This window comes from Sphingomonas colocasiae (genome assembly GCF_019880585.1).
Taxonomy (GTDB): domain Bacteria; phylum Pseudomonadota; class Alphaproteobacteria; order Sphingomonadales; family Sphingomonadaceae; genus Sphingobium_A; species Sphingobium_A colocasiae.
This window is the reverse complement of the sequence record NZ_JAINVV010000001.1, coordinates 61,192-82,397: the sequence shown is the minus strand read 5'-3', so window position 1 is coordinate 82,397 and position 21,206 is coordinate 61,192. Positions and strand designations below refer to the sequence as shown.

Here is a 21,206-nt window from a genome sequence, read left to right as displayed (position 1 = left end):
GCCGCTCACCAGCGCTTCCACGGCGCATTGCCGCTGTTCCAGAGATCATCGAGATATAATTTGTCGCGGAGCGTATCCATCGGCTGCCAGAAGCCGTCATGCCGATAACCCATCAATTCGCCGCCGCGCGCGAGCCGTTCGAGCGGTTCGGCCTCCCACACGGTCTGCGGCCCATCGACGAGATCAAGCACCGATGGATCGGCAACGAAGAAGCCGCCATTGATCTGGCCGCCGTCGCCCGCAGGCTTTTCGCGGAAATCGACGACACGGCCCGCTTCGAATTCCAGCGCACCGAAACGCCCCGGCGGCGAAACCGATGTGATCGTGGCGCGAAGCCCGTGTGCCTTGTGGAATTTAACCAGATCGGCGATATCGATATCGGCAACACCATCCCCATAGGTGAAGCAGAAGGGTTCGCCCGGCTCCAGATAGGGTCGGATCGCGGCGAGCCGGCCGCCCGTCATCGTCGACGGCCCGGTTTCGACCAGGGTGATGCGCCAGGGTTCGCTGCGGGTGTGATGGATCTCCATACCGTTGCCGCCGCGCAGGTCGATGGTGACGTCGGCGGTGTGCAGGAAATAATTCGCGAAATATTCCTTGATCAGATAGCCCTTATAGCCAAGGCAGATCACGAAATCGTTGAATCCGGCGGCCGAATAGATCTTCATGATATGCCACAGGATCGGCATTCCTCCGACCTCGACCATCGGCTTCGGCCGGACAGCCGTTTCTTCACCCAGCCGGCTTCCCAGGCCGCCAGCCAATATCACGGTACGCATTGCAACTCCTGCATCAGGGACCAACGGGCCACACCGACCATGACGGAGTCGGCACGCCCGGCCCGCAACGGAGCGACAGCATGAAGATCGCCGGCCTCCGCATCGCCGCCGCCCCGCTGCTCCTGCTGACGATCCTGGGCATCGCGACGGCGCTGCGGCTGCACGGCATCGGCTTTGGCCTGCCCGCGCTCAACGATCCGGACGAACCGCTGTTCATGATGACGGCGTTCGAGATGCTCCGAAACCAGAGCTTCAATCCGGGCTGGTTCGGCCATCCTGGCACGACGACGCTCTATTGCCTCGCCTTGATCTGCTTGGCCGTCGGCGGGATCGGGCTCGCCACCGGGCGCTTCGCCGATGCCGACGCGGTCGCCGGCGCGCTCTATGCCGATCCGGGCATCGTCTTCCTGCCCGGCCGCCTGTTCATCGCCGCCTGCGCGATCGGCTGCGTCTATCTGACCTATCGGCTCGGCCGACGGCTGGGTGGCGCGCGGCTGGGGCTGACGGCGGCGGCTCTGCTCGCGGTCAACGCCGTCCATATCGAATATTCGCAGATCATCCGCACCGACATGCAGGCGAGCCTGTTCATGCTGCTCTGCGCGCTCTGCGCGATCGATATCGCAAGGACCGGCAAACGGCGCGCCTATCTGCTCGCCGGGATCTGCGTTGGCCTCGCCACTGCCACCAAGTGGCCCGGCGCGGTGATCGCGCTCTCACCCGTCTGCGCCGGGCTGTGGCGCATGGCGCAAGACCGGAGCGATGCCACCAGACAGGCGGGATTTCTGGTCTTGTTCGGCGTGACGGCGGCTGCGGCACTGGTGGTCGCCTCCCCCTATCTGCTGCTCGATTATCCGACGGTGCTGCGCAACCTTGCCGGCGAAGCACGCCCGGAACATCCCGGCGCCACCGGTGGCGGATTCTTCGCCAACCTCGCCTGGTATGTCATGCATCCGCTGCTGACCTCGATGGGAGCGGTCGGGCTGGCGCTGGTCGCGGCCGGAGCGGTCCTGGCAGCCTGGCGGGGCCGGCTGATCACCTTCGCCGTCGCGCCCGGCTTCCTGCTGTTCCTCGCGATCATCTGCCTGCAGGCGTTGCGATGGGAGCGCTGGCTGGTCCCGCTGCTGCCCTTCCTGGCACTGCTTGCTGCGTTCGCGCTGTGCGGGCTGGCCGACTGGCTGCGCCGGCGCATGGCGCGGCCGATGCCCTGGATCGAAGCAGCGGCGGTGCTGCTGCTGGCGATACCGATGGTTCACACCGCGCTGATCGAGGCGCACGAACGCACCCACGACACGCGGCAGATGGCATCGGCCTGGGTACGCGTTCATGTGCCGGCCGGCAGCAGCATATTGATCGAGGACGCCGCCTTCGATCTGACCAGCGGGCCCTGGCGCTTCCTGTTTCCCCTCGGCAGCGCGGGCTGCGTGGACGTGCGCGCCGCGCTTGGCGGCCGCATCCGCTATTCGAAGGTCGAGGGGTTACGCGCCAGCAAGCCGCTGGTCGATCTCGGCCATGTCGATCCCGCGCTGCTGCCCACCTGCCGGGCCGATTACGCGATACTCAGTCATTATGGCCGCTACCGCACCGATCCGCATTTCAGGCCGGAATTCGAACAATATCAGCGGCTGATCGGCGGCGGCAAGATCGTCGCGATATTCCAGCCCGTTTCAGGGATGAGCAGCGGACCGGTGGTGCATGTCGTCAGGACGGATCGGTGACGACCGGCGACCAATCCCGCCTGCCTCCATATCTTCATGCCGGGTACGCCTCATATCCGGCTTCGCGGATGGCCGCGACGAGTGCATCCCTGCCTACACGGCTTTCGACACCGACATGCTTGGCGGAAAGATCGGCCTCGACCCTGGCTTTTCCATCCATGGCCTGAATGACGGCGATGATGGAGCGCGCGCAGCCACCGCAGGTCATACCGGGAATGTTGAAGCGCATCATCTCTGAACCCCTGCGATTTCGATCAGAATCGGGAAGATGGCGTCTGCCATCATGGCAAGGTCAATGACCGCGAGGATCTTTTTGCGCGCCGCTTGACCTTCCCATGGTTGGAAGCACCATATTCCTCTCCAGCGAATTCAGCCGGAGACGATGTCGATGTCCGATGTGATGGAATTGAAGCTGAGCGGCACCGCTCCCGCGGGCGCCCCTGCACGGCTGAGCGTGCCCGTCGCCGGCATGACCTGCGCCTCGTGCGTCGGCCATATCGAAAAGGCCATCGGCAGCCTGCCTGACGTCATCGGAGTCAGTGTCAATCTGGCGACCGAACGCGCCGATGTGACGTTCGCGCACGCCGCCGATCCGCAGGCCGTCGTGCAGGCGATCGAGCATGCCGGCTATCGGGTGCCTGAAACCGAAATCGAACTCGGCGTCGCCGGCATGACCTGCGCCTCATGCGTCGGGCACGTCGAAAAGGCGCTTCTCAAGGTTCCAGGCGTCACTGCGGCCAGCGTCAATCTCGCAACCGAAAAGGCAAGCGTACATTATCTCGGCGGCATCGCTTCAGTGCGCGATCTCGAAGCCGCGATCCGTGGCGCCGGCTATGAACCGCGGAGGATCGAGCACGGCGCGACATCGTCCGACCAGGATGCATCGGCACGCGAACGGGAAATCCGCGATCTGCGCCGATCATTGATATTTGCGGCAGTGCTGGCGCTGCCGGTCTTCGTACTGGAAATGGGATCCCACCTCCTCCCGGTTGTGCACGATCTCGTCATGAACACGATGGGCATGCGAACGAGCTGGCTTATCCAGTTCGCCCTCACCACCATCGTGCTCTTCGGTCCGGGGCTGCGCTTTTTCAGCAAGGGCATTCCCGCGATCGCACGCGGAACACCCGACATGAATTCTCTCGTCGTGCTGGGCACGAGTGCCGCCTGGGGATATTCGCTGGTGGCCACCTTCGCCCCCGCTATCCTGCCGCCCGGCACCGCCAACGTCTATTATGAGGCCGCTGCGGTGATCGTGGCGCTGATCCTGCTCGGCCGCTATCTCGAAGCCAAGGCGAAAGGCCGTACATCCGACGCGATCAAGCGGCTGATCGGGCTGCAGCCGAAAACCGCCCGCGTCGTACGCGATGGCATGACGCAGGAGATCGCGCTCACCGATGTCCGCACCGGCGATATCGTCGAACTGCGCCCCGGCGAGCGCATACCGGTCGATGGCGAAGTCGTCGACGGCAATTCCTATGTCGATGAATCCATGATCACCGGTGAGCCCGTTCCGGTTGCCAAGTCCGTCGGCGCGGAGGTTGTCGGCGGCACCATCAACAAGACCGGCGCCTTCACCTTCCGCGCGACCAAGGTGGGCGCGAACACGGTGCTGGCGCAGATCATCCGCATGGTCGAACAGGCACAGGGATCCAAACTGCCGATCCAGGCGATGGTCGACCGCGTCACCGCCTGGTTCGTTCCAGTGGTGATGGGCATCGCCGCGCTGACCTTCCTCATCTGGCTCGTTTTCGGCCCCGCTCCGGCACTCAGCTTCGCGCTGGTCAACGCGGTTGCGGTGCTCATCATCGCCTGCCCCTGCGCCATGGGCCTCGCCACGCCGACTTCGATCATGGTGGGAACCGGGCGGGCGGCCGAACTGGGGGTGCTGTTCCGCAAGGGCGAGGCCCTTCAGACGCTGCGCGACGTCTCGGTCGTGGCGCTCGACAAGACCGGCACGCTGACCGAGGGACGCCCCGAACTGACCGACCTGGAGCCCGCGGAGGGGTTCGAATACGACATGGTGCTGCAATTGGTCGCCAGCGTCGAAACGCGGTCGGAGCATCCCATCGCGGAGGCGATCGTCGCCGCGGCGAAGGCGCGCGGCCTTGCCGTGCCATCGCCCACGGCTTTCGAAGCCACGCCCGGCCTTGGCGTATCGGCAAGGGTCGGCGAGCATGACGTACGGATCGGCGCCGATCGCTTCATGTCGAAGCTCGGCCATGATGTGTCAGCCTTTGCCGACAAGGCCGGCCAGCTCGGCGCCAAGGGCCGTACGCCGCTCTATGCCGCGATCGACGGCCGACTTGCGGCGGTGATCGCGGTCGCCGACCCCATCAAGGGCACGACGCCCGAGGCGATCCGGGCGCTGCATGATCTCGGGCTGCGCGTTGCGATGATCACGGGCGACAACCAGGCCACCGCCGATGCCGTCGCGCGCATGCTCGAGATCGACGAAGTGGTCGCCGAAGTGCTTCCCGACGGAAAGGTCGATGCCCTGAACCGCCTTCGTTCGGATGGCCGCAAGATCGCATTTGTCGGCGACGGGATCAACGACGCCCCCGCGCTCGCCGCAGCCGATGTGGGCCTCGCCATCGGCACCGGCACCGATGTGGCGATCGAATCCGCCGATGCCGTCCTGATGTCGGGCGACCTTCGCGGCGTGGTGAACGCGATCGCGCTGTCGCAGGCGACGATCCGGAACATCCGGCAGAATCTGTTCTGGGCGTTCGGCTACAATGCCGCACTGATTCCCGTGGCGGCGGGCGCCCTGTTCCCGCTGAACGGCACATTGCTGTCGCCGATCTTCGCCGCTGGCGCGATGGCGCTGTCGAGCATCTTCGTGCTAACCAATGCCCTCAGGCTAAGGGTGTTCCGGCCCGCGATCGCCGCCGGCCGGCACGCGCTGGGAGAAGCGCCATGAATATCGGCCATGCCTCGAAACGGTCGGGCGTCTCGACGAAGATGATCCGCTATTATGAGCAGACCGGGCTTATTCCGAAAGCCGCGCGTCAGGATTCGGGGTATCGCGACTATGACGATGCCGATGTGCATCGGCTTCGTTTCATCCGACGTGCGCGCGACCTTGGCTTCACGGTCGGACAAATCGGCGCGCTGCTCGAATTATGGTCGGACCGAAGCCGCGCCAGCGCGGACGTGAAATCGTTCGCGCTGGATCATATCGCGCAGCTCAAGGAGAAAATCGCCGAGATCGAAGCCATGGTCCGCACGCTCGAAACGCTGGCCGATCATTGCCACGGCGACGACCGGCCGGAATGTCCGATCATCGAAGGACTGGCCGATGGAAACGGCACGTTTTCCACGCCTGGGCAACGCGAACCCCGGCATTTCGGCCAGCCTGGCGAGCACCCCGCACGGCGGCGCAGCGACGCCGCGCGGCGCGCGACGCATCAATAAGCGAGTGCGAGCCCGTCGGCCCGCATTTCGCTGGCCGCAGCATAGACGCGTTCATTGCCGCTCATGCGATGCTCGACGCATTGATAGCGGCCAAAACCGCCGTCGGGCTCGGCCATCACCCAGCCCATCTCGACCAGCGCCTTGCGCGTCGCGTCGGGAACACCGCTTTCGAGGCGCAATATTCCCTTGGGGCCAAGGCCCGGCAGATCCTCCCCCATGCTCTGCGACGAGCCTTCATGATGCCAGCGCGGCGCATCACCGGCAGCCTGCGCATCGAGGCCGTAATCGACACGATTGACGACGATCTGGGTCTGGCCCTGCGGCTGCATGTCTCCGCCCATCACCCCGAAGGACAGCCAGGGCGCATCCCCCCTGGTCGCGAAGCCGGGAATGATCGTCTGGAAAGGCCGCTTGCCCGGTGCGTAGAGATTGGGGTGGCCGGGCTGCAACGAGAAAAGCTGCCCGCGATCCTGGAACATGAAGCCCAGGCCATCGGCAACGAGCCCGGCCCCCATGCCCCGGAAATTGGACTGAATCATCGACACCATCATGCCCGAGGCATCCGCCACCGTGAAATAGGTGGTATCGCCACGGCTCGGCGCCTTGCCGGGATCGACCTTCGGATTGATCCGGGCAGGGTTGATCAGCTTCGCACGCTCGGCCGCATAGTCCTTCGACACCAGCCACTCGCCCGGCACCTTGGAGAAATTCGGATCGGCGTAATAACGGGCGCGATCCTCATAGGCCAAACGCTTGGCCTCCGCCTGGATATGGATCGAACGTGCCGACTGGAAGCCGGCGCCACGCATGTCGAAATGCTCGATCATGTTGAGCATCTGCAGGGTCGCGATGCCCTGGGTGTTGGCGCCCAGCGCGTGAACGGTAACGCCGCGATAATCGGTGGCATAGGGATCGGACCACTCGGCCTTGTGCGCTGCAAGATCCGCCTTGGACAGCCAGCCGCCGATCCGCTTGAAATAGGTGTCGATCGTTTCGGCGATCGCCCCCTGGTAGAATTCGTCCCGTCCCCCTTTCGCGATCATGCGATAGGTGCGGGCGAGGTCTGGGTTGCGGAAGATTTCCCCCACCCCCGGCCCCACACCGAAGGTCTTCTTCGCGTTCTCGACCTCTTCGATGCCGCGCCCGGGCTTGACGAAATTGGCCATGCCGCGCCGCATATAGTGGCTGATGACCTCGGGCACGGGTACGCCCTCGCTGGCATAGGCGATCGCCGGCTCGAACAAATCGGCCCATTTGAGCTTGCCGTAGCGCTGGTGCAGCGTCCACCAGCCATCGACGGCGCCCGGTACCGATACGGTGACCGCGCCATAAGCGGGCAATGCGCCATCCTGGGCACGCGAACGCGCGGTTTCCAGGCTGAGCGAACGCGGCGACCGGCCGGATCCCGCGATGCCGACGACTTTCTTCTGCGCAGGATCCCAAAGCATCGCAAACACATCGCCGCCGATCCCGCAGGCAGTGGGCTCCAGGAAACCGAGACAGGCATTCATCGCGATCGCCGCATCCACCGCCGATCCGCCCTTCTTCAGGATCTCGATCGCGGCGAGCGTGGCGAGCGGGTGCGAGGAACCCGCCGCCCCCGAACGGCCATAGACCGTCGATCGCGAAGCGAAGCTGGCGCCGACCGGCCGGTCACCGGCATGGACGTCGGGCCGCGCATAATTCTCCGCATCTTTCGGCTGAAATCCGGGCTGAGCGGCGGTTGGGTTCGATTGCGCCGATACGGCGCCATCCAGCGACAGCGCGGCAGTGGCGGCCGGCACTCCGGCAATGAACGTCCGACGCTTCATCCGAATCTCCCCTTTTCCGGAGAGACTAGAGCATCGTGCGGAAAAGCGGGAACCGGTTTTCCGCAAGGACGATCCGACGACAAAGAGCGACGACGGCACATTTCGCGCAGCACGCCGCAGAGTGAGCGCGGGCCGGAAATGATCGAGATCAAGGAAAACGGATCGACTTCACCTATCCTCCCGGTGGCGCCGCGAAGCCGGATCGATCGGGATCGCGGGGCAATGCCGATGCCGCCAGCCCGACCGCGAGCAGGAATGCCAGGATCATCATCGGATAGACGAAGAACAGCACGCCGTCCGTCATCGCATAGACGATGAAGGTATTGACCGCGACGAATGCAGGCGCGGCTGTCGCGCCGGCCCGGCGCGTGCCTTGCAACAGGCGCCACCACAGCATGACGGCGAGTGTTCCGAACAGGGCGGTCCCCACGCCGCCCCACTGAACCAGCGACTGCAGCAGCGCATTGTGAGGATGATAGAAAATCGACTGGGCTTCAGGCACGACGGTGATGAACTGCGCTTCTCCATGGCCGAACAGCGGACGGGCGAGGAATGTGCGGATACTGCCGCGCCAAAGGTCGACGCGTCCGCTGCTGACTTCATTCGCGGTCGCCTCCGCCCCCGCTTTCACCATGCGCAGCAAGCCATAATTGCCGAACGGCGGCGCATGGATCAAAGAGAGTGCCCCACCCCCGGCATAAGCCAGGATCATCGCCAAGGGCAGACGGATGGTCCTCAGCGCCGGGATCAGCGCGGCACTCAGCACGCCCGATATGAGGAGCGCCAGCAAAGGCGCGCGCGAGCCTGACCAGAACAGCGCTGCGCAGCACAGGGTTCCCGCCCCGACGGCAAGCCAATAGCGGAGTTTATCCGGCTCGGTTGCCGCGAGCCCGAACGAGAAGGCCGCGCCGACCGCGACATAGAAGCCGGAATGGCGGATGTTGACCACCCCCAGGCCGAAATGCAGCCAGTCGAACCGCGCCGGCTGTTCGATCGCCACCACAAACGCCGCCATGATCGCCACATAGAGCGTCGAACCCGTGAGCAATGCCCACCACAATGCGCGATAGTCGTTGAAACCGCGCGCGCGCATCAGATCGACGACACCCAGAGCGAACAGCAGATGAATGAGCGTCATGGCGCTGCGCATCAACGCGGCGCTGGGATCGGGCGCAACCAGCAGCGCATCGCCGATATCGATCGCGACGAGCAGGCCGATCAGGCCGGAGCTCCAGCCCGGAAGGGCCAGGATCGTCGCCAGGGGCCTGAAGCCCGCACGCCATGCGATCGCGATCGCCGCGAGTTCGATCGCGATCACCGGCGGAGCGAGAAAACGCCAGAAATAGAGCGGCGCGGAAAAATATCCGTCGGGCGTCCAGGTCGTGACCGCCATGATCGCGGGCGCAAGCGCGACGAGCAGGCAGACGATCCAGACAGGTCTCATCCCCGCCCTGCCGTCCGCCTGCTCCATATTCATGCGTCCCCGCCTTGCCCGGGTTCAGCGTTTAGCGGGTCAGCTTCTTATAGGCCAGCGCGGTCGGCCGGTCGGCGGCGTCACCCAGGCGGCGGCGCTTGTCTTCCTCATAGGCTTCGAAATTGCCCTCGAACCACTCGACATGGCTGTTGCCTTCGAACGCCAGGATATGGGTGGCGAGACGATCGAGGAAGAAGCGATCGTGGCTAATAACCACGGCGCAGCCCGCGAAATTCTCGATCGCGTCCTCCAGCGCGCGCAGCGTCTCGACGTCGAGATCGTTGGTCGGTTCGTCGAGCAGCAGCACATTGCCGCCGCGCTTGAGCATCTTGGCCATGTGAACGCGATTGCGCTCGCCGCCCGAGAGCTTGCCGACATTCTTCTGCTGGTCCTGCCCCTTGAAGTTGAACGCGCCGACATAGGCGCGCGTCGACATGTCGTGGCCGTTGACCTTCATGTAATCGAGGCCGTCCGAAATCTCTTCCCAGACGTTCTTCGAGCCTTCCAGATGGTCGCGGCTCTGGTCGACATAGCCCAGGCGAACGGTTTCGCCGATCGCGATCGTGCCCGTATCGGGCGTTTCCTGGCCGGTGATCAGCTTGAACAGCGTCGACTTGCCCGCGCCGTTCGGCCCGATCACGCCGACGATGCCGCCCGCCGGCAGCGTGAAGGAGAGATCCTCGAACAACAGCTTGTCCCCAAACGCCTTGGAGATGCCATTGACCTCGATCACCTTGCCGCCCAGCCGCTCCGGCACCTGGATGACGATCTGCGCCTTGCCGGGCGTGCGGTTCTCCTGCGCGGCGACCAGCTGGTCGAACTTGGCGATACGCGCCTTGGACTTGGTCTGACGGCCCTTCGGGCCCTGCCGGATCCATTCCAACTCTTCCTTGATCGCCTTCTGGCGGCCGGCGTCCTCGCGATCCTCCTGCTCGAGGCGCTTGGCCTTCTTGTCGAGATAGGTGGAATAATTGCCTTCGTACGGGAAATATTTCCCGCGATCGAGCTCGAGGATCCAGCCGACGACATTGTCGAGGAAATAACGGTCGTGGGTGATCATCAGCACCGCGCCCGCATATTCCTTGAGGTGGTTTTCGAGCCAGTCGACGCTTTCTGCGTCGAGGTGGTTGGTCGGTTCGTCGAGCAGCAGGATGTCCGGCTTCTGGATCAGGAGGCGGGTGAGCGCGATGCGGCGCTTTTCACCGCCCGACAGCTTGTCGACCGGCCAGTCGCTGGGCGGGCAGCGCAGCGCTTCCATCGCGATCTCGAGCTGGTTGTCGAGCGTCCAGCCATCGACCGCGTCGATCTTTTCCTGCAGTTCGCCCATCTCGGTCATCAGCGCGTCAAAATCCGCGTCTTCCGGCGGATCGGCCATCAGGTTGGAGATCTCATTGAAACGATCGACGAGATCGGCAGTCTCGCGCGCACCGTCCTTGACGTTCTCCAGCACGGTCTTGTCGGGATCGAGTTGCGGCTCCTGCGGCAGATAGCCGACGGTGATGTTCTCGCCCGGCCAGGCTTCGCCCGTAAAATCGGTATCGATGCCCGCCATGATCTTCATCAACGTCGATTTACCGGCGCCGTTGGGGCCGACGATGCCGATCTTCGCGCCCTGATAGAATTGCAGGTTGATGTTGCTGAGCACGGGCTTCTGCGCCCCGGGGAAGCTCTTGGTCATCCCCTTCATCACATAGGCATATTGTGCGGCCATCGGCGCGGAACTCCGTGGAATGGGTTTGTCTGGATTTCGCGCACGCCCTAGCGGACGCAAAAAGGCTTGGCAAACGCCCGCGCGCGGCTTGCATATCGGAACGCCCGGTTTACGAAACAAGCCCATGACAAAACCGATCGCACGCGCGCTCGCCGCGCTTCTCGCCACCGCCATCGCCACACCGGCCCTGTCGCAGCACGACGCCGCCGCGCTGCGCGATGCTGCGCTGAACGACGATATCGCCTGGGACATCACCGAAGGGCTGACCACCGAAGTGGGCCCGCGCCAGGCCGGGACCGAGGCGGAAGCGCGCGCGCGCGACTGGGGCAAGGCCAGGCTGGAATCGCTTGGCTTCCGCAATGTCCGCATCGAGACATGCGAGATGCCGGTCTGGACGCGCGGCGAGGAAAGCGGGTCGATCATCGCCCCCTTCCCCGCCAGGCTGGCCCTCACCGCGCTCGGCAACAGCGGTGCGACGCCGGCCAAGGGCATAGAGGCTGAAGTCGCCTATTTCCCGACGCTCGCCGATCTGGAAGCGGCACCGGCGGGCAGCCTGACCGGCAAGATCGCCTTTGTCGGCCATGCGATGAAGCGCACACAGGACGGGTCGAGCTACGGCTATTTCGGCCGCCTGCGCCGCAACGGCCCCGCCGTTGCCGCCGGCAAGGGCGCCGTCGGCATCGTCATCCGCTCGATCGGCACCGACTATCACCGCAATCCGCACACGGGCGGCACCGTCTTTCCGGCGGGCACGAAGCCGATTCCGGCGGCGGCGCTCGCGATTCCCGATGCGGAGAATCTCGAACGCATCTTCAAGCGCGGCAAGCCTGTGCGGATGACGCTGCTGCTGACCCCCGTGCGCGCCGAAAAAGGCCAATCGGGCAATGTGGTCGCCGAAGTGCCGGGCAGCGATCCCGGCGCGGGAATCATCACGATCGGCGGCCATCTCGACAGCTGGGACCTCGCCACCGGCGCGATCGACGACGCATCGGGCCTTGGCATCACCACGGCGGCGGCCAAGCGGATCATGGATGCGGGCCAACCGCGCCGCACCATCCGCGTCGTCTGGTTCGGCGCGGAGGAAGTGGGCGGCTGCGGCGGCCCCGATTATTTCGCGCGCCGCAAGGATGAACGCCATGCGCTGACCGCCGAATCGGACTTCGGCGCGGACCGAGTCTGGCGATTCGCGGTGAAGCTGCCCGACGCCGCGAAGCCCGTCGCCGATCGATTGGCGATCGCACTCGCTCCGTTGGGCATCGGGCGCAATTCGGAGCCCGCCGGCGGCGGCGCGGACATCGCGCCGCTGGTACGCGCGGGCGTGCCCGTGATCGACCTGGAACAGGACGGAACCCGCTATTTCGACGTGCATCACACACCTGACGACACGCTCGACAAGGTGGACCTCGAACAGCTTCGACAGAATGTCGCGGCATGGACCGCGATGCTCGCAATTACGGCCAATGCACCCGAGGAACTGGCACCCGTTAACCGTTAATCCTCAATTTGTCGTTGACCGTGCAGGATTCATCGTTATTTGGATCGGGCTCGCGACGGCGTTCGGGCCGGCCGCGAAAAATGCTATGGGAGCAAACCGAATGAAGAAGATGTCTTTCGTTCTCGCTGCCGCCGGCCTGATGACCCTGGCCGCCTGCGACAAGCCTGCTGAGAACGCTGTCGAGAACGCCGTCGAGAACGTCGAAGACGCCGCCGCCAACCTCGAGGACGCTGCTGGCAACGCCACGCTCGACGCCGCCAACGGCGCCGCCAACGTTGTTGAAGACGCCGCCAACGCGGTCGACAACGCTGCTGCGAACGTCTCGGGTTCGTAATTCAGTGCCTGCCCGCTCCGGCGGGCAGATACGAAAAGAACGGGCGATCCGCGATCGGGTCGCCCGTTTTTTATTGTCTACCGAATGATCAGAGAATCAGGGCACAGTTCCCCTTGCCAGCGTCCGCAATGCTCCGTATCGCGGGCGGCGCACGCGGAGGGCCTGTAGCTCAATGGTAGAGCTGGCCGCTCATAACGGCTAGGTTGGGGGTTCGAATCCCTCCGGGCCCACCAGCGTGCGGGCCACGGAAACGGGGTCGGTCGGGGAGTGGCGCAGGCTGGTAGCGCACCTGGTTTGGGACCAGGGGGTCGCAGGTTCGAATCCTGTCTCCCCGACCATTTCGGCGAAAGCGCGGCTATCGCCCGTTCGGCTCCGCCCAAGCATGGGCGCCTGCGCCGTTATCGCCGCAGTTTCGATTCCCGCAGGAAATCGATCAGCCCCGCCGGATCATTGGTGAAGAGCGCGTCGACGCCGAGATCGACATATTTTCGCCAATCCTCCGGGCTATCGGCCACATTTGAAAAGACGGTTATCCCGTCCCGCCGCAAGGCGCCCGCCCCCTCCGCATCGATATCGGCATGGCCCAGCACGATGCAGGTCGCATGATGCCGACGCAGCATGGCGAGATAGTCGCGCGTCAACTTCGGCACGCCCAGCAGGCAGGTGCGGATGCGGGGATTGATCGCGTGAAGCGCATCGATCGTGCGGAAATCAAAGGATTGCAAGATCAGCCTGTCTTCTAGGCCATGTTCGCGCACCGCCACGTCGAGCAGCGCCGCGAACTTGACCGGATCGATATCGGCCCCCTTGGGAATCTTGGTTTCGGCAAAGAAGCGCGCGTCGCCACCCCTGAAGCCCCGTAGCACCTCATCCAGTGACGGAATGCGCGCGCCCGGCACGGCGACAAAGCCCTTGCCGGCATAGGCGGGCCGCACATCCGATCCGCAGTCGAACTGCCTGATCTGGGCGAAACTGAGGCCACGTATCGGCCCAGGCACAACCCTGGCACCAACATCGGGCCTGCAGAAGTCCGGATTGATGTCCGCGTCATGATGAACGACGATCTTGTCGTCGGCGGTCATCATCATGTCGAACTCCAGCACCTCCGCGCCAAGGTCGGCGGCGTGGCGCAGCGCGGGGACGGTATTCTCGGGCCGCAGCAGCGCCCCGCCGCGATGCGCGATCACCGCGATAGACGGAGGACCGCTTGCCGCCTGCACGCCGGCGGATGCGAACAGCATCGCCGTCGCGGCGACCCCAGCGGCAATGCGCCGGGGAGAGGAACGGAATGACCATCGAATCTTCTGCATCGCCGCCCCCTCAGAACTTGAAATTGACGTTGGCGAAGACGTAGCGGCCATAAACGTCATAGACGCCGCCGCCGCCCTGATAATAGGTGCGCGGAGCGTAGGGCGGCTTCACGTCGAAGACGTTGTTCACCCCGACGCGCAAAGCGACAGCGTCGGTCATCTGCCAGCCGATGTTGAGATCATTGTAGATCCGGCCGGGCAGCCGGTTGCCCTCATAAGCCTCGCCGGACACGTTGGTGTAGTTGAGCGCCTTGCCCCAATAGCGCGTGTTGAAGCCGATATCCCAATCGCCGATGTCGTAGCGCGCGAACAGATTGGCGCGGATGCGCGGGTTCTGATAGCCGCCATCATAGACGATCACGCTGGACGCGACGCCCGGCAACGTCGTGGTCTCGAACTTCAGCAGATAGCTGGCGCGGAGTGCAAGGTTGAAGCGCCCCGGCCCCAGATTGCGCCGGTAATTGGCGCCGATATCGATGCCCTTGGCCTCCGATTCCGAGACGTTCATGTAGCTGGTGTCGACACCCTCGGCATAGCCGCGCGAGTCACGTTCGATACGGTCGCAGAACTGGTTGTCGATCGAGGGCAGATCGACGCACAGGTTCAATATGTCCTGCTGCGCGATCGCGGCGATCATGTTGCCCAGCTTGATGTTCCAATAATCGACGGTCAGATCGAAGCCGGGCAGGAAGCGCGGTTGCCAGACCAGGCCGAAGGTGAGGCTGTCGGAGGTTTCAGGCGTCACGTCCGCACTACCGCCGGTGACGACGAAGCCCGTGCCGATCTCGCTGGGCAACGGCGAGCCGACGCCGAGCTTGCCCAGCAATTCGGCGCAATTCTTCTGCCGTGTCGGGTTCGCGTTATAGGTGGGCTGCATGCAGGCGTCCCGCACGCCGATCTGCTGCACGGCGCGGGAAGAATAACGCTCTCCGAAATTCGGCACGCGTACGCTGCGCGATCGCACCGCACGCAGCGTCAGTTCGCGCAGCGGCATCCAGGTGCCACCGACCTTCCAGGTATTGGTCGGCTCGAAATCGCTATAGTCCGAATAGCGATAAGCGCCCTCCACCGTCAGCCGGTGGACGAAGGGCAGATCCTTCAGCACCGGGACGACCAGTTCGCCATAGACTTCGGAAACGCTGTTCGACGCCCGCAATTCGGGTTCGTACGGCGCCCAGGCGCCAAGGTGCGACAATTCGTTGGCGGGCGGACGCGCGCCATTGTCGTCGACATTGTGGATGCTTTCCTTGCGCCGCTCGACACCGAGCACCGCCTGCACCTCGCCGGCGGGCAGTGTGAAGGGGCTACCGGCGATGTTGGCGCCATAAATGGTCTGCTTCTGCTCGCGATGCTTGCGGCGCGTCGCCATCATCCAGTTGCGCTGTTCCGCGGTCAGCGGATCGGTGCTGAAAATGTTGAAAGGCACGCAGCCGATCGCGCGGGCAGCCGCGCTGCGACATACAGGCGCGCCCGTGACCGGATCGGCGATGACGTCGCGGGCGGCGATGAAGCGCGACGCCATGGGAACATTGTCCGCATGGATGTCGTTGCTGCTCTTGCCATATTGCCAGAAGGCCTCCCACTCGAAGCCGCCGGGCAGCTTGCCCGAAAAACTGTTGCCGACGGTCAGCGTCTGGCGATCGCTGTAATCGGTCATCTGCCCGAAATTCTCGTAGCTCCGCCGCACGGCGGTCGATGTGAGTTTGTTCGCGACCATGAGTTGCCGGAACGAGGCCGGCAGATAGGGATTGTCGAGATAGGCGGTCGCACCGCCCGCGCCGTTGAGCCAGGTCAGCCGGTCGTCGTCGCGATAGGGCCGCCGATAGGCGTCGTAGCGCGAACGCCCGTAATCGAAGCGGAAATTATAGCTGATCCAATCAGCCAGCTCATAATCGAAGCGCCCGATGAACGAGGCGTTCTCGATCGGCGCGATCAGGAAATCGCTCCAATATTGGCTCTGCGGAAAGCCGCCGTCACCGCCGTCGCGCGACGTGCCGCAGCCCGAGATACAGCCATTGGCATAGCTGCCGAGCAATGCCGAGCCGTCGGGCTGGAGAAGGTAGGTCTTGCCGCCGACGAAGATATTCGCGACCGGCTGCAGATACATGTTGGTCATGTTGTAGCGCACGATCCGGTCCGGAATGCCGTCGGCGGGTCCGGTATTGGCCGGATTGGTCTGGTAGCTGAGGTTCGTGTCCTTCGAATAGCGCTGGTGGAAATAGATCGGGTCGTTCTTCATCCAGGTGCCGCCGATGACGATGGACCCGCGATCGTCCGCGAACTTGGTGCCGGCGACGAGCGAGACCTGCGACTTGCTGCCGCCGCCATGCTGGGTGGTGCCCGTCGTCGCGGAGAGTTCGAACCCCTGGATGTTCTTGCGCGTGATGATGTTGGCGGCGCCCGTGACGGCATCGGCGCCATAGACAGCGGCGGCGCCGCCGGTGACGATCTCGATCCGCTCGATCATGCCCGACGGGATCATGTTGATGTCGACGGCGGAGGAAGATGCCGCGCCCGACACGCGGCGACGGCCGTCGACCAGGGTCAGGGACCGGCTGACGCCCATGTTGCGCAGCTCGATCGTGGCCATGCCGCCGTCATACTGGCCTTCGGGCGCGCTGTTGTAGGGGCCGTTGCCAGGCCCCACCGCGATATCGCGCAGGATGGTTTCATAGGCGGAGGTGTTGCCCGCCCGCATCGCGGTTTCCATGTTGATGACGCCGATCGGCATCGCCGATTCGAGTTCGGGCCGCGCGATGCGCGATCCGGTGACGATCAGTTCCGCTCCTTCAGCCGATGTGTCCGCGTCCGGTGCGGTATCGGCGATATCGGCAGCAGCCATTGCGGCCATCGCGACCGGCGTGGGCTCCGGCCGAACCGCCGCCCGTGCGATACGCGCCGGCTTCACCACGACGGTGGCGCCCACGATCGTCGCCGAAACCTTGCCGCCGGTAAGCTGCCGCAGCGCGGTTTCGGCGGTGAAGCGGCCATTGACCGCACCGCTGCGCTGCTGGGAGAGCGTGGCGGTATCGGCGATGATCTGGAGGCCGGTCACACGCGAATAGGATGACAGTGCCCTGGCGAGATCCTGCGCAGGAATCGAAAATGAATATACCGAATTGGTATTTCCTTGCGCCATGGCCGGCTGCGCCAGCACCATGGCGGACGTCACCATCAAAATATTCGAAAAACCGTTTCTTGAAATTGTCACGACAACCCCCGTTCAGGATAGCTTTCGGGGGCTAAGTTCCTTTCGCAGACAATAACCCGACAAATTTTTTTGGTTTCATATACTCGTCACATTTATGACGATATTATTTCATTCCAGAACGATATTCACCGCCGTCTCGCGCATATGCACGCCATAGGCCGCCTCGATCGCGCGCAGCGTATCCTGCACCGCCTGGACCCGGAAACGCCCGGTGATCCCGCGCCGCGCCAGATCAGGACGGCGAATGAGGATGGGCTTGGCGGAATAGCGGTTCAGCTTGTCGATCAGCGCGGCAAGCGGAACGTCCGACGCCTCGAACCAGCCCGTCTTCCATTCCGGCCCGTGCTGCCCGGGATCGATCCGCGACATCGTCAGGCGGGTGCCGTCCATATAGCCTGCCCTGCCCTTGTCGATCGGCACCAGCCTGCCGTTGCGCGGGCCAAGGCCGACCCGACCGCGAAATACCTCGACGACGGTGCTGACATCGCTTTGGCGATCGACGTTGAAGGCGGTGCCGAGCACCTTCACCTCATTGGCGCCGCTCGCCACCCGGAACGGACGCCAACGTTCGTGACGGACGTCGAAATAGGCCTCGCCACGCACCAGCGTCACCGTTCGCGACAGGACACCATATTCCGCCGCAATCTCCGTATCGGGCCCAAGATCGACGCGGCTACCGTCCGCGAGCGTGAAGCTCGCCCCCGCTCCCTTGGCCGTCGACAGCCGCTGAGGAGCGCCCGTTGTCAGCCAGAGCGGAACGGCGGCGGCGATCGCGGCCGCGATGCCGATGCAACCACCCAGCAGCCAAACCCGTCCGCGCGGCGCGAGCGGCGATGCTTCCGCCACCTGCATTTCCGTCGACGCATCATCCACCATCAATTCCGGATCGTTCAGCGCCGCTTCCAACACCGAGGAATCCCACAGCGCCTGAAGGCGCGCGAACGCGTCGCCATGGCGGGGATCCACACCGATCCAGGCATCGAACCGCGCGCTCTGCGTGGTGTCGACGGCAGGCCGGTTGATCTGTTCGACCCAGTAAGCGGCATCCTTCGCGATACGCTCTTCGTCACTCATGCAGGTCGCGCCGATCGAGGGCGTCGTTCAGGTCCCGCAATCCCCTCGTGATATGTTTTTCCACCGCTTTCGTGCTCATGTTCAGCGCCTGTGCGATCGTCGCGCAGGATTCCCCCCTTATGCGCCTGCGCACAAGCACTTCGCGCCGCAGCCTGGGCATACGGCGCAGGATCCGAGACACCAGCGCCACATCCTGCCGCACCGCGACCATATGATCGGGCAAGGGATCGTTGCTGGCATGACTTTCCGCGATTTCATCCTCACTCATGCGCGCCGCCGCCCGATGATGCTTCAGCAGGAGCTTGCCGGCGATCCGGAAGCCCAACCCATAGATCGTCGCGATTTGATGGGTCCGGCCATATTCGATCAGGCTCGCCACGGTTTCCTGCGCGATATCGTCCGCCAGATCGTGCCGGCCGGTTCGGCCGAGCACATAATTCCGGACGGCGCCGCGAACCCCCGACCAGTCGACATCACCGGCGGCCTGCTGAAGCGGTTGAGGGGAAAGAGAGCCGGTCATGGATTCGCGCCTGTAAGGCGCCCGCTAGCCGGCGAATGTGACGCGCGCGTGAAGCCATGTATGAAATGCCGGTTCGGATTTCGGTCCGGCAGAACAAGGGAGACCCATGCTGCTCGAAGAATCCCTGGACAGGCTGGGCCTTTCCCACCCCGTCACCTCCGCCTGGATCGCGCAGCTTTCCGAGCCCCATCGCCATTATCACACGCTCGACCATGTCACGCACATGCTTGCCCACCTGCCGGACGCCGAGGCGAGCCGAGAGATGATCGCGGCGATCTGGCTGCACGACATCATCTATGATCCACACGCCGCGAATAATGAAGAAGCATCGGCCGAACAGGCGCTGAGAGACCTGTCAGCGACCGATATAGACGCGCCGCTGGTGGCCGCGCTGATCATGGGCACGAAGCGGCATGAGGCGGGATCGGGCGCGCAGAATCTGCTCAACGATCTCGATCTCGGCATCTTCGGCGCATCACGGGCCGCCTATGCCCGCTATTCCGATCAGATCCGGCGCGAATATGGCTTCGTGCCCGACGATATCTATCGTCCCAACCGCGCGCTCGTGCTGGAACGGTTCGACAAGATGAGGATCTTCCACACCCCCGGCTTCACCAAGCACGAGGCCGATGCGCACGCCAATCTGCAATGGGAGATCGGGATGTTGCGTGACGGGTCCCTGCGCTGAAAGGGGTTTGCCGCGCCGCACAACGAATGGCATCAATTCGTGCGTTGAGTTGGGGGAATCGCGATGGCGGATGTGGACGGTTCGGATACGGCACTGAGCAGGCGCGCCTTTTGCGGGCTGGCGGGCGGCGCGATCGCCGCGATGGGCCATGCCGCGCCGGCGACCGCAACGGCGAAGAGCGCGACGAACGAACTCGTCATGATGGACGCGACCACGCTCGCCGCGACGATCCGGGCGCGGCGCGCATCCTGCGTAGAGGTGATGACGGCGTTCCTCGATCATATCGATCGGAACAACCCCGTGGTGAACGCGATCGTCGCGCGACAGGATCGGACGATGCTGATGGCGGAGGCCGGCAGGCAGGACGATCTGGCGAGGCGCGGCGAATGGCTGGGCACGCTTCACGGTTTCCCCCACGCGGTGAAGGATCTCCAGCCGGTCAAGGGCATCGTGTCGACGCGCGGATCGCAGATCTTCCGCGATCATGTGCCCATTGCCGACGGGCTGATGGTGGAGCGGCTCCGCCGCGCGGGGGCGATCTTCATCGGCAAGACCAATGTGCCCGAATTCGGCCTGGGATCGCATAGCTACAACGCCGTCTACGGCACCACCCGCAATCCGTACGACACGACGCGGTCCGCCGGCGGCAGCAGCGGTGGCGCGGGCGCGGCGCTGGCGATGCGCATGCTGCCCGTCGCGGACGGCAGCGATTTCGGCGGCAGCCTGCGCAATCCGGCGGCCTGGAACAATGTGATCGGCTTTCGCACCGGGTTCGGCCGCATCGCCATGTCCGGTGACGATGTCTGGTTTCCGGGCATGGGTGTGCTCGGCCCCATGGCGCGCAATATTCCCGATCTCGCCCTGCTCCTGAAGGTGCAGTGTGGTCACGACGATCGCGCGCCACTCTCTATGGAAGGCGACAGCCTGGATCTCACCGCCAGCCTCTCCGCAAGCCCCAAGGGCAAGAGAATCGGCTGGCTTGGAGACTTTGGTGGCACGGTTCCCACCGAGCCGGCGGTGATGGCCCAATGCGGAGAGGCGCTGAAGACGCTGGAAGCCTTGGGCTGTTCGGTGGAAGATGCAGTGCCCGACATGGCCATCGAGCCCGTCTGGCAAGCATTGCTGAAGATGCGCGCGTGGCAGTCCGGCGGAGGTATCGCCGAGCTTTATGCGGCGCCGGAAAAGCGCAAGCTGATGAAGCCCGAGGCGATTTACGAAGTCGAGAACGGGCTGAAACTCTCCGCCTTCGATCTTCGCGCGGCATCGGTGGTGCGCAGCCAATGGTATAACGCGGTGCGCAAGCTGTTCGCCCGATATGACTATCTGATCGCACCCGCCACCCAGATCCTCCCGTTCGACGGAAAGCTCGACTGGCCACACGAGATCAATGGACAGGCGATGGGCAGCTATCACGAATGGCAGAAAGGCAATTTCCTGATCACCATGTCCGGATGCCCATCGCTGGCCGTGCCGGCGGGGTTCACCGCCAACGGGCTGCCTGTCGGTATCCAGATCGTGGCCCCGGTCACGCGTGAGCTTGCCTGCCTTCAGCTCGGCCATGCCTATATGCAGGCGAACGACTGGACGGCGAAACGGCTTCCCCCGCAACTGGCCTGAGCCGTATCATATCAAGGTGCAGGGATGCTGACGCATCCGCACCTTGGAAC

Annotated in this window: 16 protein-coding genes and 2 tRNA genes; 9 read left to right on the top strand and 9 right to left on the bottom strand. The window is 64.2% G+C overall.

The genetic code is table 11. The features are described from left to right. Positions 1 to 5: 5 nt before the first annotated feature. Complete coding sequence (gene rfbF / locus K7G82_RS00375) at positions 6 to 779, bottom strand: glucose-1-phosphate cytidylyltransferase (RefSeq protein WP_222987843.1); 774 nt, start codon at positions 777 to 779, stop codon at positions 6 to 8. A gap of 80 nt (positions 780 to 859) precedes the next feature. Here rfbF and K7G82_RS00370 point away from each other — a divergent pair, with 80 nt between their 5' ends. After that, the gene (locus tag K7G82_RS00370; RefSeq protein WP_222987842.1) at positions 860 to 2,494 is read left to right on the top strand and encodes an ArnT family glycosyltransferase; all 1,635 of its coding nucleotides are present in this window, start codon (positions 860 to 862) and stop codon (positions 2,492 to 2,494) included. 34 nt (positions 2,495 to 2,528) lie between these two features. Here the strand turns inward: K7G82_RS00370 and K7G82_RS00365 are convergent, their stop codons facing one another. Beyond that, the gene (locus K7G82_RS00365) at positions 2,529 to 2,726 is read right to left on the bottom strand and encodes a heavy-metal-associated domain-containing protein (RefSeq protein ID WP_222987841.1); all 198 of its coding nucleotides are present in this window, start codon (positions 2,724 to 2,726) and stop codon (positions 2,529 to 2,531) included. 156 nt (positions 2,727 to 2,882) lie between these two features. Between K7G82_RS00365 and K7G82_RS00360 the strand changes: the two genes are divergently transcribed. Then, positions 2,883 to 5,417 carry a heavy metal translocating P-type ATPase gene (locus K7G82_RS00360; RefSeq protein ID WP_246623154.1) on the top strand — a complete coding sequence of 845 codons (2,535 nt, stop codon included), beginning with the start codon at positions 2,883 to 2,885 and terminating at the stop codon, positions 5,415 to 5,417. After that, positions 5,414 to 5,911: a Cu(I)-responsive transcriptional regulator gene (cueR, locus tag K7G82_RS00355; protein WP_222987840.1), complete on the top strand. Its 498-nt coding sequence runs from the start codon at positions 5,414 to 5,416 to the stop codon at positions 5,909 to 5,911. The genes K7G82_RS00360 and cueR overlap by 4 nt, the downstream gene beginning before the upstream one ends. Here the strand turns inward: cueR and K7G82_RS00350 are convergent. From K7G82_RS00350 to ettA, 3 genes are all read right to left on the bottom strand, one after another. Continuing rightward, positions 5,905 to 7,722, bottom strand: coding sequence for a gamma-glutamyltransferase family protein (locus tag K7G82_RS00350; RefSeq protein WP_222987839.1), 1,818 nt, complete (start codon positions 7,720 to 7,722; stop codon positions 5,905 to 5,907). The genes cueR and K7G82_RS00350 overlap by 7 nt on opposite strands. A gap of 172 nt (positions 7,723 to 7,894) precedes the next feature. Then, positions 7,895 to 9,166, bottom strand: a complete 1,272-nt coding sequence (locus K7G82_RS00345; RefSeq protein WP_222987838.1) for an O-antigen ligase family protein — start codon at positions 9,164 to 9,166, stop codon at positions 7,895 to 7,897. A 61-nt stretch (positions 9,167 to 9,227) separates the two neighbouring features. After that, positions 9,228 to 10,907: an energy-dependent translational throttle protein EttA gene (gene ettA, locus K7G82_RS00340; RefSeq protein WP_222987837.1), complete on the bottom strand. Its 1,680-nt coding sequence runs from the start codon at positions 10,905 to 10,907 to the stop codon at positions 9,228 to 9,230. 124 nt (positions 10,908 to 11,031) lie between these two features. On the opposite strand from ettA, the gene K7G82_RS00335 reads away from it, so the two are divergent. From K7G82_RS00335 to K7G82_RS00320, 4 genes are all read left to right on the top strand, one after another. Beyond that, positions 11,032 to 12,402: a M20/M25/M40 family metallo-hydrolase gene (locus tag K7G82_RS00335; protein WP_222987836.1), complete on the top strand. Its 1,371-nt coding sequence runs from the start codon at positions 11,032 to 11,034 to the stop codon at positions 12,400 to 12,402. 100 nt (positions 12,403 to 12,502) lie between these two features. After that, positions 12,503 to 12,736, top strand: coding sequence for a hypothetical protein (locus K7G82_RS00330; RefSeq protein ID WP_222987835.1), 234 nt, complete (start codon positions 12,503 to 12,505; stop codon positions 12,734 to 12,736). Positions 12,737 to 12,894: 158 nt separating this feature from the next. After that, positions 12,895 to 12,969 (top strand) — tRNA-Ile (locus tag K7G82_RS00325). A gap of 28 nt (positions 12,970 to 12,997) precedes the next feature. Beyond that, positions 12,998 to 13,074: transfer RNA gene (locus K7G82_RS00320), tRNA-Pro, on the top strand. 60 nt (positions 13,075 to 13,134) lie between these two features. Here the strand turns inward: K7G82_RS00320 and K7G82_RS00315 are convergent. The 4 genes from K7G82_RS00315 to K7G82_RS00300 form a co-directional block, all read right to left on the bottom strand. Beyond that, the gene (locus tag K7G82_RS00315) at positions 13,135 to 14,046 is read right to left on the bottom strand and encodes a glycerophosphodiester phosphodiesterase (protein WP_222987834.1); all 912 of its coding nucleotides are present in this window, start codon (positions 14,044 to 14,046) and stop codon (positions 13,135 to 13,137) included. Positions 14,047 to 14,056: 10 nt separating this feature from the next. After that, on the bottom strand, positions 14,057 to 17,221 hold the full coding sequence (locus K7G82_RS00310) for a TonB-dependent receptor (protein WP_222987833.1): 3,165 nt from the start codon (positions 17,219 to 17,221) through the stop codon (positions 14,057 to 14,059). 144 nt (positions 17,222 to 17,365) lie between these two features. Beyond that, positions 17,366 to 18,331, bottom strand: a complete 966-nt coding sequence (locus tag K7G82_RS00305) for a FecR family protein (RefSeq protein ID WP_222987832.1) — start codon at positions 18,329 to 18,331, stop codon at positions 17,366 to 17,368. Beyond that, positions 18,324 to 18,851 (bottom strand): RNA polymerase sigma factor, encoded by a 528-nt coding sequence (locus tag K7G82_RS00300; protein WP_222987831.1) that lies wholly within the window; start codon positions 18,849 to 18,851, stop codon positions 18,324 to 18,326. The genes K7G82_RS00305 and K7G82_RS00300 overlap by 8 nt, the downstream gene beginning before the upstream one ends. 106 nt (positions 18,852 to 18,957) lie before the next feature. Between K7G82_RS00300 and K7G82_RS00295 the strand changes: the two genes are divergently transcribed. Both K7G82_RS00295 and K7G82_RS00290 read left to right on the top strand, forming a co-directional pair. Further along, positions 18,958 to 19,539 (top strand): HD domain-containing protein, encoded by a 582-nt coding sequence (locus K7G82_RS00295; RefSeq protein ID WP_222987830.1) that lies wholly within the window; start codon positions 18,958 to 18,960, stop codon positions 19,537 to 19,539. A gap of 63 nt (positions 19,540 to 19,602) precedes the next feature. Then, positions 19,603 to 21,156 carry an amidase gene (locus K7G82_RS00290; protein ID WP_222987829.1) on the top strand — a complete coding sequence of 518 codons (1,554 nt, stop codon included), beginning with the start codon at positions 19,603 to 19,605 and terminating at the stop codon, positions 21,154 to 21,156. Positions 21,157 to 21,206: the final 50 nt, after the last annotated feature.

Coding starts and splice junctions, on each gene's coding strand:
- rfbF (WP_222987843.1), bottom strand. CDS start 779: ATGCGTACCGTGATATTGGCTGGCGGCCTGGGAAGCCGGCTGGGTGAA.
- K7G82_RS00370 (WP_222987842.1), top strand. CDS start 860: ATGAAGATCGCCGGCCTCCGCATCGCCGCCGCCCCGCTGCTCCTGCTG.
- K7G82_RS00365 (WP_222987841.1), bottom strand. CDS start 2,726: ATGATGCGCTTCAACATTCCCGGTATGACCTGCGGTGGCTGCGCGCGC.
- K7G82_RS00360 (WP_246623154.1), top strand. CDS start 2,883: ATGTCCGATGTGATGGAATTGAAGCTGAGCGGCACCGCTCCCGCGGGC.
- cueR (WP_222987840.1), top strand. CDS start 5,414: ATGAATATCGGCCATGCCTCGAAACGGTCGGGCGTCTCGACGAAGATG.
- K7G82_RS00350 (WP_222987839.1), bottom strand. CDS start 7,722: ATGAAGCGTCGGACGTTCATTGCCGGAGTGCCGGCCGCCACTGCCGCG.
- K7G82_RS00345 (WP_222987838.1), bottom strand. CDS start 9,166: ATGAGACCTGTCTGGATCGTCTGCCTGCTCGTCGCGCTTGCGCCCGCG.
- ettA (WP_222987837.1), bottom strand. CDS start 10,907: ATGGCCGCACAATATGCCTATGTGATGAAGGGGATGACCAAGAGCTTC.
- K7G82_RS00335 (WP_222987836.1), top strand. CDS start 11,032: ATGACAAAACCGATCGCACGCGCGCTCGCCGCGCTTCTCGCCACCGCC.
- K7G82_RS00330 (WP_222987835.1), top strand. CDS start 12,503: ATGAAGAAGATGTCTTTCGTTCTCGCTGCCGCCGGCCTGATGACCCTG.
- K7G82_RS00315 (WP_222987834.1), bottom strand. CDS start 14,046: ATGCAGAAGATTCGATGGTCATTCCGTTCCTCTCCCCGGCGCATTGCC.
- K7G82_RS00310 (WP_222987833.1), bottom strand. CDS start 17,221: ATGGTGACGTCCGCCATGGTGCTGGCGCAGCCGGCCATGGCGCAAGGA.
- K7G82_RS00305 (WP_222987832.1), bottom strand. CDS start 18,331: ATGAGTGACGAAGAGCGTATCGCGAAGGATGCCGCTTACTGGGTCGAA.
- K7G82_RS00300 (WP_222987831.1), bottom strand. CDS start 18,851: ATGACCGGCTCTCTTTCCCCTCAACCGCTTCAGCAGGCCGCCGGTGAT.
- K7G82_RS00295 (WP_222987830.1), top strand. CDS start 18,958: ATGCTGCTCGAAGAATCCCTGGACAGGCTGGGCCTTTCCCACCCCGTC.
- K7G82_RS00290 (WP_222987829.1), top strand. CDS start 19,603: ATGGCGGATGTGGACGGTTCGGATACGGCACTGAGCAGGCGCGCCTTT.